Annotated in this window: 17 protein-coding genes; all 17 read left to right on the forward strand. The window is 44.5% G+C overall.

Translation table 11 applies throughout. The features are described 5' to 3' along the window. A partial coding sequence (locus KDK13_RS11270; protein WP_257285070.1) for a hypothetical protein occupies positions 1–2,123 on the forward strand: 2,123 nt, incomplete at its 5' end. 38 nt (positions 2,124–2,161) lie between these two features. Continuing rightward, positions 2,162–4,309: a phage tail fiber protein gene (locus tag KDK13_RS11275; protein WP_257285071.1), complete on the forward strand. Its 2,148-nt coding sequence runs from the start codon at positions 2,162–2,164 to the stop codon at positions 4,307–4,309. A gap of 158 nt (positions 4,310–4,467) precedes the next feature. Then, positions 4,468–4,731 carry a hypothetical protein gene (locus KDK13_RS11280; protein ID WP_257285072.1) on the forward strand — a complete coding sequence of 88 codons (264 nt, stop codon included), beginning with the start codon at positions 4,468–4,470 and terminating at the stop codon, positions 4,729–4,731. Positions 4,732–4,735: 4 nt separating this feature from the next. Beyond that, the gene (locus tag KDK13_RS11285; RefSeq protein ID WP_257285073.1) at positions 4,736–4,942 is read left to right on the forward strand and encodes a hypothetical protein; all 207 of its coding nucleotides are present in this window, start codon (positions 4,736–4,738) and stop codon (positions 4,940–4,942) included. Between the two features lie 199 nt (positions 4,943–5,141). Next, entirely contained in the window at positions 5,142–5,390 is a 249-nt protein-coding gene (locus KDK13_RS11290) for an HNH endonuclease (protein WP_257285074.1), read from the forward strand. Positions 5,391–5,394: 4 nt separating this feature from the next. Continuing rightward, positions 5,395–5,628 (forward strand): hypothetical protein, encoded by a 234-nt coding sequence (locus KDK13_RS11295; protein WP_257285075.1) that lies wholly within the window; start codon positions 5,395–5,397, stop codon positions 5,626–5,628. A gap of 6 nt (positions 5,629–5,634) precedes the next feature. Then, complete coding sequence (gene terL, locus KDK13_RS11300) at positions 5,635–7,353, forward strand: phage terminase large subunit (protein ID WP_257285076.1); 1,719 nt, start codon at positions 5,635–5,637, stop codon at positions 7,351–7,353. A 1,472-nt stretch (positions 7,354–8,825) separates the two neighbouring features. Further along, positions 8,826–9,011, forward strand: coding sequence for a hypothetical protein (locus KDK13_RS11305; protein WP_257285077.1), 186 nt, complete (start codon positions 8,826–8,828; stop codon positions 9,009–9,011). Positions 9,012–9,073: 62 nt separating this feature from the next. Beyond that, entirely contained in the window at positions 9,074–9,607 is a 534-nt protein-coding gene (locus KDK13_RS11310) for an antirestriction protein ArdA (protein ID WP_257285078.1), read from the forward strand. A 323-nt stretch (positions 9,608–9,930) separates the two neighbouring features. Beyond that, complete coding sequence (locus tag KDK13_RS11315; RefSeq protein ID WP_257285079.1) at positions 9,931–10,134, forward strand: hypothetical protein; 204 nt, start codon at positions 9,931–9,933, stop codon at positions 10,132–10,134. A 72-nt stretch (positions 10,135–10,206) separates the two neighbouring features. Further along, the gene (locus KDK13_RS11320; RefSeq protein ID WP_257285080.1) at positions 10,207–10,923 is read left to right on the forward strand and encodes a hypothetical protein; all 717 of its coding nucleotides are present in this window, start codon (positions 10,207–10,209) and stop codon (positions 10,921–10,923) included. Between the two features lie 128 nt (positions 10,924–11,051). Continuing rightward, a complete protein-coding gene (locus tag KDK13_RS11325) occupies positions 11,052–11,303 on the forward strand; it encodes a hypothetical protein (protein ID WP_257285081.1) in 252 nt (83 codons plus the stop codon). Beyond that, positions 11,304–11,573 carry a hypothetical protein gene (locus KDK13_RS11330; protein ID WP_257285082.1) on the forward strand — a complete coding sequence of 90 codons (270 nt, stop codon included), beginning with the start codon at positions 11,304–11,306 and terminating at the stop codon, positions 11,571–11,573. 670 nt (positions 11,574–12,243) lie between these two features. Then, positions 12,244–12,582 carry a hypothetical protein gene (locus KDK13_RS11335; protein ID WP_257285083.1) on the forward strand — a complete coding sequence of 113 codons (339 nt, stop codon included), beginning with the start codon at positions 12,244–12,246 and terminating at the stop codon, positions 12,580–12,582. A gap of 2 nt (positions 12,583–12,584) precedes the next feature. Continuing rightward, on the forward strand, positions 12,585–12,824 hold the full coding sequence (locus KDK13_RS11340) for a hypothetical protein (RefSeq protein WP_257285084.1): 240 nt from the start codon (positions 12,585–12,587) through the stop codon (positions 12,822–12,824). 355 nt (positions 12,825–13,179) lie between these two features. Further along, on the forward strand, positions 13,180–13,584 hold the full coding sequence (locus KDK13_RS11345) for a helix-turn-helix domain-containing protein (protein WP_257285085.1): 405 nt from the start codon (positions 13,180–13,182) through the stop codon (positions 13,582–13,584). 75 nt (positions 13,585–13,659) lie between these two features. Further along, positions 13,660–14,610: a site-specific integrase gene (locus KDK13_RS11350; RefSeq protein ID WP_257285086.1), complete on the forward strand. Its 951-nt coding sequence runs from the start codon at positions 13,660–13,662 to the stop codon at positions 14,608–14,610. Positions 14,611–14,732: the final 122 nt, after the last annotated feature.

The following is a 14,732-nucleotide window of genomic DNA, read 5'->3' on the forward strand; positions in this document are numbered from 1 at the left end:
TTGCTGGTTGGCGGTGGGACTTATATTCCTACACACAGAAATCGAAGTCTAAGACCTTCAATGCGTTAGGTAGAATCCTCCTGTCTGACCCAGTGAACGGCTCAGGTAAAGGTATGGGTGCTGACTTATCGGCTGACCGTGAAGCTGCATGGTTCATTGGTCGTGTATTTGAGAAGTCAGTGGGTATCTTCAAGAAGGCTAAAAGTGTTGACGGTAACATTAACCGTGACAACTTTGGTTCTGAGGTCTGGAAGCAGACAGAGTACGGTGGCTCATCTAATCCCCATGTTCAAGCTATGGCCGACATGATGCAAGAGCATTACAGGCTTATGATGAACAGGCTTAAAGCTGCCGGTGTCGAAGGCGCTGAGTTCATATCTACAGGCGGTAAGTATCAGCCTCGTATCTGGAACAGGGACATACACGACAAGATCAAGACCAACGTTATGTCTGAGGATGCTGTACGCTCTGCTATTCGTAATGCTTATGCCAATATGGTAGATGATACCGTGACTCCTGAGACCATTGATAAGGTAGTAGATGCTATTGTAGAGAACGGTCTCAGAATTAAGGATGACGTAGATTTCACTACACACTTCAGTTCTGTGATGAAAGGTGTTGACCCAAGGTTTAAGCGTCGTATTAACCTTGATATGTCTGCTACCTCTGATGATGGGTCTGTAAGTATTGCTGACTTAGTGGAGACCAACTCGTTCAAACTCTATGAGAGCTATATGCGTAAAATGTCGGGACGATTAGCTCTGGCTGAACGTGGTATTAAGAGTTATGACCAGTTAGCTGAGTTAAGAAATACGATTGGTAAGGAACTCAGAGAAGCAGGTGAAGACCCTAAGAAGACAATGGACATGCTTGATGATATTGAAGATGCTCTTCAAGGTCATGCTGCTAGGCGTATGGCAAGAGAAGGTTACGCTGACTGGATTAGACAAAGTGTGAAAGGTGCTAAATCATTGTCTGCCCTGAACATGCTTGGTTCTGCTGCTTTCGCTATGATTCCTGAGTTTGTGGCTGCGTCTGCTGAAGTAGGGTTTGCTCATGTAATTAAGCAGATGCCAATACTGCGTAGCATGGGTAGTAAGCACAAGAAGGAGGTTATGAACCAACTTGATTACATGGCCGTGAACATGACTGATGGGCAGTGGAACAACTACTTCACCGCTGATGTCCTCGACGGGACTAGAGGTACTAAAGTAAATAGAACCTTTGATGATATAAACAGGTTTACCTACAAGGCTTCCCTGATGAATGCAGGTGAACGCTTTACTCGTAATACCTTCATCAATGCTGGCGTGTCTCGAATCGGTAAGGAAATGCGAAAGAACGGGAAGCTCAAAGAGACTACAAGGAGAGCTTTAGGTCTATCCAAGGAGGACACAGAGTATCTTGAAGCCCAACTAAGACAGCATATGAAGACCAGAAAAGGTTTCTTTGGTACTGAAGTTGAAGACTTAGCCCCTGATAGTTGGCGTACTGCTGACGGTAAGGTAGACGTGAAGGCACATCGTATCATGGCTGACGGTCTCCAGAAGTTAGCCAACACTGCTACTGCTAGGTCTACTGCTGGTGAGCGTATCCACTGGATTGACGGTACTGTGCAGAGTTTCTGGCTTCAGTTCCAGAATACGGTTATCAATAGTTGGCAGCGTGTAGTTTTAAGGGGTCTTGGAGGTACTAAGGAACAGGCTGCTGGACATATTCTAGGTGTAATTATGGGTGGACTGGCTGCATGGGGTATGACCACTACAAGGGACAATTTGAGAACTTTCGGTAACGCTGAAGCTCAACAAAAGCTGGAAGACAGAACAGGCGCAGAGAAGATTGCAAGGAATATGTCTTATGTACCTGCCCTCGGTGCGCTTTATGTGGCCTTGGAAAAGTCGTCTTTCTTATACACTTGGGGAACTGGTGAGACATTCGATGGTTTCCGCTACGAGTCGGCTGAGACTGCTCTCTTTAGTATGCCTGCGCTATCCTTACTAGAAAATACAATAGCAATGCCTCATAGACTTATGGAGGGTGACATAGACGCTGCTATTCGAGCTGTACCTATGCAGAGTTGGTATCTCTTCAAGCCTATCCTCAATATGTTCCGTAACTGGTAATAATCCTAACTATAAGACAAACAACGGGAGAGACCTCAATGTCTTATAGTTACATCAATTATGAGGGTGATGGTACAACTACAGAGTTTACTGTCCCCTTCCCTTACATGGCTCAAGGTGATGTCCATGTTTATATTGATGGTGTTGCTACAGACCACTCATGGTTAAACAGTAGCACTATCACTATTAGTCCTGCTCCGGTGGCCGAGACGCTAATCCTTATTCGCCGTGAGACACCTATCGGTGAACGTATAGTTGACTTTACTGATGGGTCTATCTTGACAGAAGAAGACCTCAACACCTCTGCTGACCAAGTACTATTCGCTGCACAAGAAGCTATTGATACTGTTGGTCAATCCGTAGTTACCGACTTGGCTGATGATAAGTGGAACTTCCAGAACAAGGTAGCTAAGAACCTTGCTGATGGTCTTGAAGATACTGATGCTGCCAACATGAGACAGCTCAATGAAGCTAAGGTTCATACTGATAGCAACGTAGAGACATCTGAAGCCTTGCTTGAAGCTACCACTGAGCAAGCCGCTATCGCCACTGAAAGAGCTGCATTTGCTACTGAGGAGGCTAACAGAGCTACCTCTGATGCTGACTTACAGTTTGCTCGTATTCAGGCTGAGGGTGACAAGCAGGAAGCTCGTGTCACCACTGAAGGTGATGAGCAAGAAGCCCGCCTAATTGGTCTTAAAGATGAGACCTATGAATACATGAAGCGAGCTGAAGAAGCTGCTACTACTGCTGGTACTCCTGTAGCCTCCTTACAGTGGTTCATTGAAGACCCAAGGAATGCTCCAGTCCGTTTAGGCCTGATGCGCCCTGAAGGTCAAGAGCTATCTCGTGAAGACTATAAGGTTCTATGGGAGCAAGTACAGAAAGATAAGGCTGTAGTCTCTGAGAGTGAATGGCTGGCAGGGAAACACACAGCCTACTCAGACGGTGATGGTAGTACAACTTTTCGTCTACCTAAGCTGGCTGGTTATACCATTCGTATTCCTGATGTGTCTGGTGAAGTTGACCCCGATGGTGCTGGTCGGGCTTTTGGTGATGCTCAGGGTGATGCTGTTGGTCGGCATGGTCATAGTGCCTCTAGTCTCTTTAAGGGTGAAGCATTACCTCCTCATGCCCATGACATACCTGATATGCACAGATTTTCTGACGTTTCAGACCATGCGGCATCGCTGGGACACTGGTTGACTAGGTATACAGCCCGAACTACTTCAGTTTCCGCTGGTACTCCTTCAGGCACAGTCACCACAACTATCTCCGAGTCTGGACATACCGAAACTCGAATGGTCAACGCTTGGCTTCAGCCTTACATTGTCTACTCATCCAAAGGTGCTGGTAATCCTACAGGTGTAACACTTCGTGGTACTTGGGACGTAAGCATTAACAAGGTGTATGGCGACCCGCTGAACTTGAGTCTGACTAAAGGCCAAGCTCCAAGCGTAGAGCAAGGCGCTACAGTTAACCAAGCGGGCTATCTGGTGGTCAAGGGTGGTATGTTTGACGCTAACGACAACGCTGGTAATGAGACTTGGGTAGTCGGTGACATTATCTTCTGGCAAGACTCAGAGGGTGACGGTGTTGATACGTGGGTACAGATTCAGAGCAATAGCGTACACAGCGTTAATGGTCAGACAGGTAACGTAGAGCTGGCTGCCGCTGATGTAGGAGCTAGACCTGATGACTGGATGCCTAATGCTGAAGATGTAGGTGCAAATCCTAAAGGAGTACTTGCAGGCAACACAGAAGTAGGTGAAGGTTTCAGCATAAGGTTCAGTCCTACAACCACAGGCGGCAATGCTATTGGTCTTATCGCTCCTTCTGCTGGTGTAGGCTCCTTCTATTCTGATGGTGTATATAAGTGGTCTTACGTAGGTGTAGGGGATACACCTTGGAACGTCGGTCTTCGGGTAATGCCTAGCGGTAAAGCTGTAGCTACTGGAGGTTTCGACCTTAAAGAAAGTGGCTTTGTAGCTGTAAATCTCGAAGCTGGAGGTAGGACAGTAACACTCCCTCAAGGTGGCTACTGGTTCTATTGGGTACACGGTGTAAACAGTGACAATGGCGCTTGGAATGGAAGTAACAGGACAGGTATAGCTGCTGGAGGTATGAGTATTACAGTAAACTCAGGCACGGCTACAAGAGGCTTTGCCTTTAAGATAGGCTTCTAAATATGCTAGTCACAGTAACATTCTACGAGTTTCCTGATGGTTCAGGCTTAAAGGAAACTCGAAGTATCTCCAATCCCACAACAAAGAAACTTCAGGAAATTCAAGCTGAGTTAAACCTGAAGTGGGAACGTTTAAGAAAAACAGAAGTAAGGTAACAAATGAAAGTAAAAGCAAAAACAAAGGCGCTTGTAGCCTTGAGTCTTCTGGCTCTTGTAGGCTGCTCTACGCCTTCTCAGAAGGCCGAACGTCAAGCACTTAAAGCCCTGCACAAGGCCGAGCAAAAGGTAGCCGTAGGTACAGTTATTACTGGCGTAGGCGCTGCTGTCACTGCTAAAGGTACGGCTATTGTCGTAGAAGGCTCTAAGGAGCGTAAAGAGGCTGAAAGCCAGCTTCTTGATACGCTTGGAGTTAAGGAAGAATAAAGCAATGACAATTAAAGATGGTGTACTCACTGTCTTAATTACCCTCGCTATGGCTTTCGGCGCTCATTCTATGGCTACCGAAAGTCGTCTTACTGCTCTTGAATCTAAGAGTGTTTCAGAGGCTCAATTCCTTGAACTTATGAATAAGCTGGATAAACGGCTAACCATAATGGAAACACTCTTAGAAAACTCTCAGAAAGAAAGTAATTAAGACCAATAATAATAATAAGAGGTCTATATGCCTGCAATTCTAATCAAGGTATTAAAGAACCTTGTATGGTCGTTCCTTGGCGAAAAGCTCTTAACCGAGGCTGCTTTTAGTATCCTTAAAGCTGTTGCTAAGAAGACCTCAAATACACTTGATGACGAAATCGTAGCTGAAGCTGAAAGACGTTATAAGGAAAGACCTAATGGCAATTAGTAAAGCTGAACGGAATAAACGTCATGCTGCTCGTATGCGTCTCTATATGAAGAAGCCTGAAAATATGGCTAAGGATAGAGCTAGACATCGAGCCAGATACGCTATGGAAAAGAAGGGCAAGGTTCACAAACATGATGGTAGGGACGTAGACCACAAGAACGGTAATGCTACGGATAACAGACCGTCAAACCTGAGAATCATGTCCAGAAAAGAGAACCGATCAAGAAACAATAGGTAAGCTCATGGATATTAATGAGATTCTGGCAAACCTACATACAGCCACACTGAAAGAATTACTGGAGCGTATTGAAAGTGGTAATGCTACCGCAACTGAATTAAACGTTGCACGACAAATGTTGAAAGACAATAACGTCATTGCAATAGCTACTCCTGATTCACCTTTAGCAGAACTTGAAGATGTGCTTGAAGACTTCGACCCTGAAGCCTTCGGAAATGTAGTGCCTTTGAAAGGCTAACGATACGTGAACAATAAAAATAATAATAACAACAAACATAAAGCAATGGAGGCTCAACTAAAGAAGAGCTTCCCGCTATTCCTTGCCGCTATCTGGCATTACATCAACCTACCTAAGCCTACTGACGTTCAAAAGGACATTGCTAACTATCTCCAGACAGGTAGTAAGCGAATGGTCATTGAAGCCTTTCGTGGTGTGGGTAAGTCATTCGTAACGTCTGCCTTTGTACTCTGGCTGCTATATCGAGACCGAGAGTTAAAGATAATGGTGGTCTCCGCCTCCAAGGATAGAGCCTTGGCCTTCTCTCACTTCACTAAGAAGCTGATTGCTGAAGTACCTTTCTTGCAGCACCTTCAGCCTTCCAGTGACCAGCGTAATAGCGTTGAGTACTTCGATGTGGGAGGCTGTAAGTCTGACCAAAGCCCCTCAGTAAAGTCTGTCGGTATTACTGGACAGCTTACTGGTAGTCGTGCTGACGTTATCATTGCAGACGACATTGAGGTTCTGAACAACTCTGCAACTCAGACTGCAAGGGACAAGCTATCTGAATTGGTCAAGGAGTTTGACGCAATATTAAAACCTCTGCCAACGTCACGCATTATTTACCTCGGTACACCTCAGACCGAAATGTCTATCTACAATCAGTTACCTGAGCGTGGGTATGATGTCCGTATCTGGCCTGCCCTTTATCCAACTGACAGTGAACTTATTGCCTATGGCTCCAAGATTGCTCCATATATCTTGGATAGACGCACAGACGACAATATAGGTCTCACTACTGACCCTCAACGCTTCTCTGACGATGATCTGGCTGAACGTAAGCTCTCCTATGGTAAAGCTGGTTTCGCCCTCCAGTTCATGCTTAACACGTCCCTGAGCGATGCTGAGAAGTACCCTTTGAAGACCTCTGACTTGATGGTCATGGACGTACCACGACAGAAAGCTCCAGTACTCCTTGAGTATGGCTCTTCGTATGACCAAGTGATTCAGGACTTACCTTCTGTTGGTCTGGCTGGAGATAGATTCTACAGGCCGATGTTCATTGACCCTGAGCGAGCTGAGTACACTGGCCGTGTAATGGCTATTGACCCCTCTGGTAAAGGTAAGGATGAAACAGCTTATGCTGTAGGTTTCATGCTCAACGGTAATATCTTCGTTCCTGATGCTGGAGGTGTAAAAGGTGTAGGTTACTCTGATGAGGTCTTAGTCACTCTCTGTAACATCGCTAAGAAGCACCAAGTCAATGCTATTGTCATTGAAGAGAACTTTGGTAGCGGTATGTTCTCAGAGCTATTCAAGAAGCATTTACACCGTATCTATCCCTGCATGGTCATTGATGAAAGAGTTAGCTCCATGAAGGAGAAGCGTATCATTGACACACTGGAACCAGTAATAGACCAACATCGTCTTATCTTCGATAGGTCTGTCATTGAGAAGGACATGAGAGATAATGAATATCGTATGGAGTATTCCCTCTTCTACCAGATGACTCGTATTACTGCTGAGAGAGGGGCTTTAAGGCATGATGACCGCCTTGATGCTCTGTCACTCATGGTCTCCTATTGGGTCAAACAAATGGCTGCTGATGATAGAGCCAAGGCTGAAGAATGGCGTACAGCTCAACTAGAGGCTGAGTTTGAGAACTTTATGACAGGCATTGTAGGCTTTAAGGAAGAGCGTACAGATAACTCATGGTTACACCTTGGGTCTGGCTCTTTTGGGTAGTAGTAGTCTATTTTATCCTAACTAATAGACATATATGGCTATAGGAGACTTATAGTAACTATTAGGCTAATAGCTGTTTACAAGTGGTGTATGATGCTTGCTACAGCTAGAGGGCTAATAGCTATCTATAAGTCACTACCATTAGCTGACCGTATGTTCACTATCTACTACGACTACCACGATAAGAATAAGGCATGAGGTCTAACTTCATGCCTTACTTCCAGACCAGCTTTTTGTTATAAAAATCTGAGATACCTTATGAGTCTTTAAAGAACCTCACGCTCCCCGTATGCCTGCCCTCGTTTATCATGCCTGCCCTTCTGCCTGCCCAATGTCGTCTCAATGTCACCTAACAACGCTACAGACCAGTAAAATCAAGGGATATAATGGATTCTTAATCTATACAGTCAGCTACCAGCCTACTATCAGCCATACCTATAGTCAGCTAACATATAAACAAACGCTTATATGTACCTGTAAGCTCGACTACTGGTCAAACATACAGTACCACTAACTCCCTTCATTATATGCAAAGCAAAGAGATTGCTACCTGCATCTATAGGCAAAACTAATAGACCACACTTTAGGTATTTCTACTGACTACACTTTAAGTCTATTTGCTTTACTATGCACTCCATCGAACGGCGACACACAGTCACCGCCGATTAAGCGAGTAGTGATGCTTAGTCATAATCACTTGGTAGGTATGCCCTTAAGTAGCCCCTGAATGCTGATTCTTAGGTAAATAGTTCAGTCAGTCCTTAGCATGATAGGACACAGTAAGCTTAACTTAGAGCTTGACTTAAAGTTAAACCTAAGTTAGAGTTCACACCATAGCAACGCACCGCTAACCGGACAGTCAAGGATAAAGACGTTAAAACCTTCATCGGTCTAGCAACGTGGTCTTATCATAAGGCATATAGTCAACGATAAGGCAGCTAAAGAACTCAAACTTAGAGCTTGACTTAAAGTTAAACCTAAGTTAAAGTATGCACCATCTTGAGTCGGATGATTCATGGTCTCCAAGAGTAGACAAGCCTATGAAGTGTGCTGGAAGTCGTGAGACTGTAAGCCTGAGTAGCGCCCAACGGAAAGGAATGGCTAGTCGTGAGATTAACCTGAGACCACCAATCAGATGACGATAAGCCGATTGATTGTGGAGTAATTGTAACCAGCGTAGTAACCCTACGTAACCACTCGGCGGCCTTGCTTGAATCGTACATGGTACGGCTAGAGGCTTCCAAGGATACACGTATGCTCACCTAGTAGTGAGAACCGTCAACCGATCTTTAACAATGTGAATTAGCAACTAAGCGTTATGGCTAGTAGACAGGATATATGTATCTACTGGTAGGTAACGTAAGGTCAAGGTCAAGGTCTCTGTATGTACGTCTTATCAGGTGGTCTTGGGCAAAGAGATTTGCTCAGGGCTACCGAGTAAGACAAAACGACAACCAATAGGAGTAAACCTTATGCGTGTCTTCAGTAATAAGACAACCATCTTCAGGCTCTACCGAGACAGTATGGTAGGTCTCTTCATCTTCATGCGTGAAGATGGTGGTCGTATCACGGAAAAGCAGGACTTTCGCACACTCAACGAGGCTGAAGCTGTCTTTACAGGCAAGGTCTCATTCTATCGTCAAGTCATGGGATGCTGAACGCTCAAAGTCCAACCAAAAGACTCAACTTTAGCACCAAACAAACTTTAGGAGTAAACACTATGACCACTACTACCGTACTTTGTGCCGTACCTTACGGCTATGACCTGCCTTGCTTCTACTTCTCCGACATGGAGACCTATGAAGAGAAGCTTGCAGAAATGAAAGAGCTTGACCTTAAGCAAAACCTTTGTGGTGACTATGAGCATGAACTCCAGTTCATCGACGGTGAACATGGGTCTCAAAGTCTGCTCGATAGCTGTGAAGACCTTGACCAATTCTTCAGCATCGTAGAACGCATGGAGTCTATGGACACTAACGAGCTGGCTGCTCTGGATTGGCTCATAGATTGCCGTGGGTATGACCTTAACGATGCCTTGGAGAAATACGAGGAGGTCTACGCAGTAGAAGAGCGTCCTGAAGACTACGTGTATGAGTATCTGGATGAGATTGGCTACCTCTCAGAAATGCCTGAGCATCTTCAGTCTTACTTCAATTATGAAGCATTCTGCCGTGACCTCATCTTAGGTGGCGATTGGGATGCCCACGAATACGAAGGGTCTACTTACACGATCACTAACGCCTGCTGCCTTTAAGGTTTATCACTAGCCATTGGTCTCCAGTGGCTAGGAGTAAGTCTTTAAGTAAAACCCAAAGGGAGTAAACACCATGAAATACATTCAACGTAAGAACGCTCATGGTCTGGAAACTGTAGACCAATGCGAGACACTGAAAGAAGCAAGGTATCTGCTTAATGAATATCGTTTAACTGACACATACGCAGAGTATTACATATCAAGTAGGGCTACTCGTGATTGGAGAGAAAGCCAGAAAGACAATAACGAATAGGTCTTATCAATAGCCCTTGTCTTCAGGGGCTATGAGTAAGTCCTAATTCAGCAAAGAGAAACCATAAGGAGTGACCAACCTGAAAGTAGTAATTACATTCAAAGGTGAAACCAAGAGCTTTGAATCCTTCACTGAGTTCTGCGGTGAATACATTAAACCTCAAGAAACCTTATTGCCTCTATCTTATGACGAAATGAAAGAGCTTTGGGATAAGGCTGTTTATTGTGGCGGTCTTCCCGTTCACATGAATGGAGTAAAAGCAGAATTGAAATAAGGCTTTATCAGAAGGGATTAACTATTAGTCCCTTCGAGTAAGGCTTTAAATAAACCCAATGGAGAAACAAACATGACTACTTACACTATCCAAGATAACACATTCTTCGTTCATTACCCTCACTTGACCACTGGCTATCCAATCACTACCGATGCTCACGGTGTAGAAATCGTGGTCTTCCCTGACATGGATACCCTGAGTGATGTTCTTGAAGAACTGACGGAACAGGACTATTCCGGCTCTGACCTCGTGGCTAATCCTTATGGTGACAAGTTCTGTCTTGACCTTGAGCCATTGGAGAATGACATCGAAGTACAGTTTAAGGTACGGGAACTTGACGCATACCTAACGGATTACTTCGAGGGCTACGCACAGTCTGCTGTTGATGGTGACTATTACGGTCATTGTCTGGCTTTTCTGTTGTCTTACTATGAGTCAAGCATTAAGTCTTCCCTGAAGGAATACATGGAAGAAAACTTCGATGTACCTTTTGATTCTCAAGACACAGTAGTTGATATGGTCTTCGAGAATATCATTCCTGAAGATTATACCGAGGCTTATGTTGGCCATATCTTCTCTAATACTCCAGCATTCGACATTGGATTCCCTATTCAAGAGATAGAGGTAGAAATCCCTGAAGGCTTTGAAGGTGTCGAGAGTAGCGAACATTGTATTTCTAATGGCTACGCATATCACGCTACGGATGAAATCATTATTCATCGTCTTGATAGGGACACACTATTAGAGCGAATTGAAGACGCTCTAATTGAACTTGAAATCAAACATTAAGGTTTATCAGTAGCTCTTCTTAGGAGGGGCTACGAGTAAACCAAAATGCAGCAAAGAGTCAGCTCTATGTTTAACTATCACGTCATTCTTTTCGTGCTTGTCCTATTCGCTTGCGGGGTTCAATTCTAATGTCAGTAACTAAAGTAAAGCTTTGTGGTAAGAATGGTAATAAGGCCGTAGGTCATCCACTCAAAGTAAACCTAGATGATTTCATTGTGTCTCAGGTTAAAGCTGGACTTACACCAGCTAAAGCAATGGAACTTAAAGCCAAACTTAAAGATGGTCATTCAGTTAAATATATGGGGGCTACTGGTAAAACATTCGAAGGTATTACCCACGTATTAATCCAACCATTGTATTCACCTTTCGAGGGTAACTAAATGACAGCATTAAGGAAACCTAAGCTCATTGATTATGTCAGAGCTAATGTTGACCACTTCGATTTACTTGACCATAACTTCTGTTTCAATTTCAGACAGCAATGGATTGACTTAAAGAATGAAAAGGGTGACACCTATTTCACTTTAAGAGGACACGAGGTTGACTTATTCAAGGCTGATGTTTTAGCAGTAATGCGTGAACTTCCAGAAGTAACAATGGAGGATGCGAATAAACACGTAGCTTCTCCTTACCTTGATATGTTGGCCTGACTTGGAGTCTAACTAAATGCTTACTGGCAATAAACGAATTGTAATTGTGTCCTCTCGTTATGGCTCAGATAGATTAGGTAATTGTGAAGTCTGTGATAAGTACGCTGACAGAATGTATTACTTAAGGTTGAGCTTGGAATATACCAAGAGGGATGGGTCTAAGGGTTTCACTCGTTCTGGTGGTCGCTCCTTGTTTGGTCACTTGGAGTGCTTGGAGCAAGTAGCTCACTCATAGGTTTATCAGGTGGTCTTCACTGAGGGCTACCGAGTAAGCCGAGCAAAGAGAAGGAGGGCTTATGCGAGACTGGATTAGAACCTTAGTTGACCACGAGTTAAACGAAGGTACAACGCTCGTTTATGATAGGTCTGTTCCTTCAATAGGCTTGCAGACTTTCTACGGGTCAACCTTATGTCTCTCAGGGAGACCAGCTAGTAAAACCATTCAGGAGGCAGATACAATGACCAAGACTTATGGTCTGCCTTTCCGTATAACGTTGCTGTATATCTTATTGTTTGGGGAAGACAATAAATGAAACTCTATTTTGACTTGATGGACGCTTTTTGGACGCTTGTAGGTACTTTGGTGTACTCGACTATCTTTTTGATTGTGCGTATCATCCTCGCATTAAAGGACAAACCTTAGATACAACTTAATGTAAGGACTTGTACTATGCGTAACAGTACGCTGCGAGCTATGAGAAAACTAGCTGCTATGCAGCTAGAGACCCATAAATTCTTTTCGCCTTACACCATGCAGGTGTTCTGTTTGGTAGCTGAGGCGGGTGATGCTGGTATTTCTCAGGTGGCTATCTTGGAAAGGATAGACATGAGCAAATCAACGGCAGGTAAGACCACAAGAATGTTGTCTGCTAGACAATCAGGCACAAAAGAAGGTTTAGACTTATGTGAATGGGTTGAAGACCCCACCGATTTACGAACTAAGTACCTTCGGCTAAATGCTAGAGGTAAGATTTTAATTGAAGCTATGAGTAATCTGTTTGAGAGGTAAGTATGAGTCATCCTTTAGAATTAGGACGTATGCTGGTTGAGGCTATGCACACCTCCAGCTCGCTACCTAAGAGCGATGTCGTAGCAATAGACGCTACTGATAAAATCATTGAGCAAGTAGGTGCTAAGTTAATCAAGGTGCTTGCGGAAGGCTGGAGTTTTGACCAGTGGCTGAGTATGGCAGAAGCTAATGATATGCCTCAATGGGTCATAGAGCATCATCCAGACGCTCTTAAAGAGTAACTTCAGGAGGCTTCGGTCTCCTTATATTTTACTTCAAGACCACACTTTAGGCATAACTTAATGTTAGATGATTGGATGGGAACCGTGAACGAGGTTCTAGGACATATTCGTGCTGAACAAAGGCGAGCAAAGAGAGTCTTGTATAAGCGCCCTACAGTAAATCGCTTGTATGGTCGTAAGACACGCCACAAGGAATACAGACAAGCAAGGCTAACTGTCTAACTGTTAAGGTTATTCTATTAGTTTATTTATTCTATTTGTGCGTAAACTACGATAGAGGGGTATATCTTATTTTACATGAGGGTGTAGCGTATGGTAACGTACTCCTATGTCGATTTTAAATGGAGGTATAATCGTGTCTAGTGTTAATTTCTCCTACTTGGAGGGAGCTATGACCGAGATAAGACTGAACAACCTGAAAGAACTATCAGCTTACGAGCGTTGGCTCTATGTCGTAATGTCAGCTCTGGTTTACAACGATGAGGGTCAACACTTCTACAGCCATAAGCTCATAGCTGACATATCAGGGCTTTCAGTAAGCTCAGTGAGGAAGTACTTGAGGTCTCTGGAGACCAAGGGCTTCTTAAAGATTGATGTGAGGTACAACGAGAAGGGCGACCACTCTTCCAATCTGTACACCATCATAGGCAAGCCAGTAGTCAGACCAAAGAAGGCTGAAAGATATTCTTCAGTAAAGGTAGGCTTGACTCTGGAAGAGAAGATACATGATAGGTCTTGGGACACAGGCTTGGAGTTTTAAGTAATGGCTATCCGTCAACTAAAGAATGGCTCATGGGAAGTAGACAAGGCTTCTAAGGGATTCCCTCGCTTCCGTATGAAGGGCTTGCAGTCAAGAGCTGATGCTCTGGTTTTGGAAGCTAAGGCAATGGAAGAGTTCAAGGCTGGAAGAGACCCTAGTGTCACCTTGAAGCTGAGAGCTGGAGTTCAGGCCGATGATTGCACATTGGCTGACCTTTTAGCCGCTACCCATCGCCGCAAGTGGTACGGCCAAAAGTCTACCACTCAGTACGATAATGCTGTCCGTATGATCGAGAAGTTAGGCGGTGAGTCTGTTAAGGCTTCCGCTGTCACTCAGGACAAAATCAATTACATCATTGACTTCATGCGAATTGAGGGACGCTCAGACAGTACCATTAGTCGCAACATGTCAGCTATTCGCTCTCTCTTCAAGGTTGGTAAGGATGAAGGACTTACTCGTCATGTCCCTAAGCTGCCTCACTTCAAGGCTTACAAGGGACGTGTACGCTACCTCTCAAGGGAAGAAGAGACCCGTATGCTGGCTTTCCTGAAGACACAGAGTCAATGGCATGATTTCTTTATTGTCATGCTGGACACTGGCGCTCGTAACTCAGAGCTGGCTCGCTGTATGCCTCGTGACCTGAACGATTTTGGTCTGACATTTAGTGAGACCAAGGGTGACACTAACCGTACTGTACCATTGACCAAGAGAGCAAGGGCTGTACTAGAAAGACGGTGCAAAGAGAACCCTTATGGTCGAATCTTTCAGTTTTACAATGGGTCAACACTGGCATCGCTCTGGATGCGCTTGAGGTCTTACATGGGAACTGAGATAGAGAATGACCCGTTGTTCATCCCTTACATTTGTCGTCACACTTGTGCCTCTCGTTTAGTTCAGGCAGGTGTTGACTTGAGAAGGGTACAGACTTGGTTAGGTCATAAGCGAATTGAGACAACTTTGAAGTACGCACACCTAGCGCCAGATTCACTTTTAACTGCTAGGGATGCGCTTGAGACAGGGGCTTGAGAGGTTTTTATGTCGCTTTTATGTCACCTTTCAGCTTCATGTTAGTAACCCCTAGCCTGCTATAAGTTGGTGCGGAAGGAGAGACTCGAACTCTCACGCCTTGCGGCACTGGAACCTAAATC

Origin of the sequence: Endozoicomonas sp. SESOKO1 (assembly GCF_024606265.1) — a bacterium.
Taxonomy (GTDB): domain Bacteria; phylum Pseudomonadota; class Gammaproteobacteria; order Pseudomonadales; family Endozoicomonadaceae; genus Endozoicomonas.

What these genes read in the sequence shown, in the direction of transcription:
- KDK13_RS11275 (WP_257285071.1), top strand. Translation starts at nt 2,162, where the DNA reads ATGTCTTATAGTTACATCAATTATGAGGGTGATGGTACAACTACAGAG.
- KDK13_RS11280 (WP_257285072.1), top strand. Translation starts at nt 4,468, where the DNA reads ATGAAAGTAAAAGCAAAAACAAAGGCGCTTGTAGCCTTGAGTCTTCTG.
- KDK13_RS11285 (WP_257285073.1), top strand. Translation starts at nt 4,736, where the DNA reads ATGACAATTAAAGATGGTGTACTCACTGTCTTAATTACCCTCGCTATG.
- KDK13_RS11290 (WP_257285074.1), top strand. Translation starts at nt 5,142, where the DNA reads ATGGCAATTAGTAAAGCTGAACGGAATAAACGTCATGCTGCTCGTATG.
- KDK13_RS11295 (WP_257285075.1), top strand. Translation starts at nt 5,395, where the DNA reads ATGGATATTAATGAGATTCTGGCAAACCTACATACAGCCACACTGAAA.
- KDK13_RS11305 (WP_257285077.1), top strand. Translation starts at nt 8,826, where the DNA reads ATGCGTGTCTTCAGTAATAAGACAACCATCTTCAGGCTCTACCGAGAC.
- KDK13_RS11310 (WP_257285078.1), top strand. Translation starts at nt 9,074, where the DNA reads ATGACCACTACTACCGTACTTTGTGCCGTACCTTACGGCTATGACCTG.
- KDK13_RS11320 (WP_257285080.1), top strand. Translation starts at nt 10,207, where the DNA reads ATGACTACTTACACTATCCAAGATAACACATTCTTCGTTCATTACCCT.
- KDK13_RS11325 (WP_257285081.1), top strand. Translation starts at nt 11,052, where the DNA reads ATGTCAGTAACTAAAGTAAAGCTTTGTGGTAAGAATGGTAATAAGGCC.
- KDK13_RS11330 (WP_257285082.1), top strand. Translation starts at nt 11,304, where the DNA reads ATGACAGCATTAAGGAAACCTAAGCTCATTGATTATGTCAGAGCTAAT.
- KDK13_RS11335 (WP_257285083.1), top strand. Translation starts at nt 12,244, where the DNA reads ATGCGTAACAGTACGCTGCGAGCTATGAGAAAACTAGCTGCTATGCAG.
- KDK13_RS11340 (WP_257285084.1), top strand. Translation starts at nt 12,585, where the DNA reads ATGAGTCATCCTTTAGAATTAGGACGTATGCTGGTTGAGGCTATGCAC.
- KDK13_RS11350 (WP_257285086.1), top strand. Translation starts at nt 13,660, where the DNA reads ATGAAGGGCTTGCAGTCAAGAGCTGATGCTCTGGTTTTGGAAGCTAAG.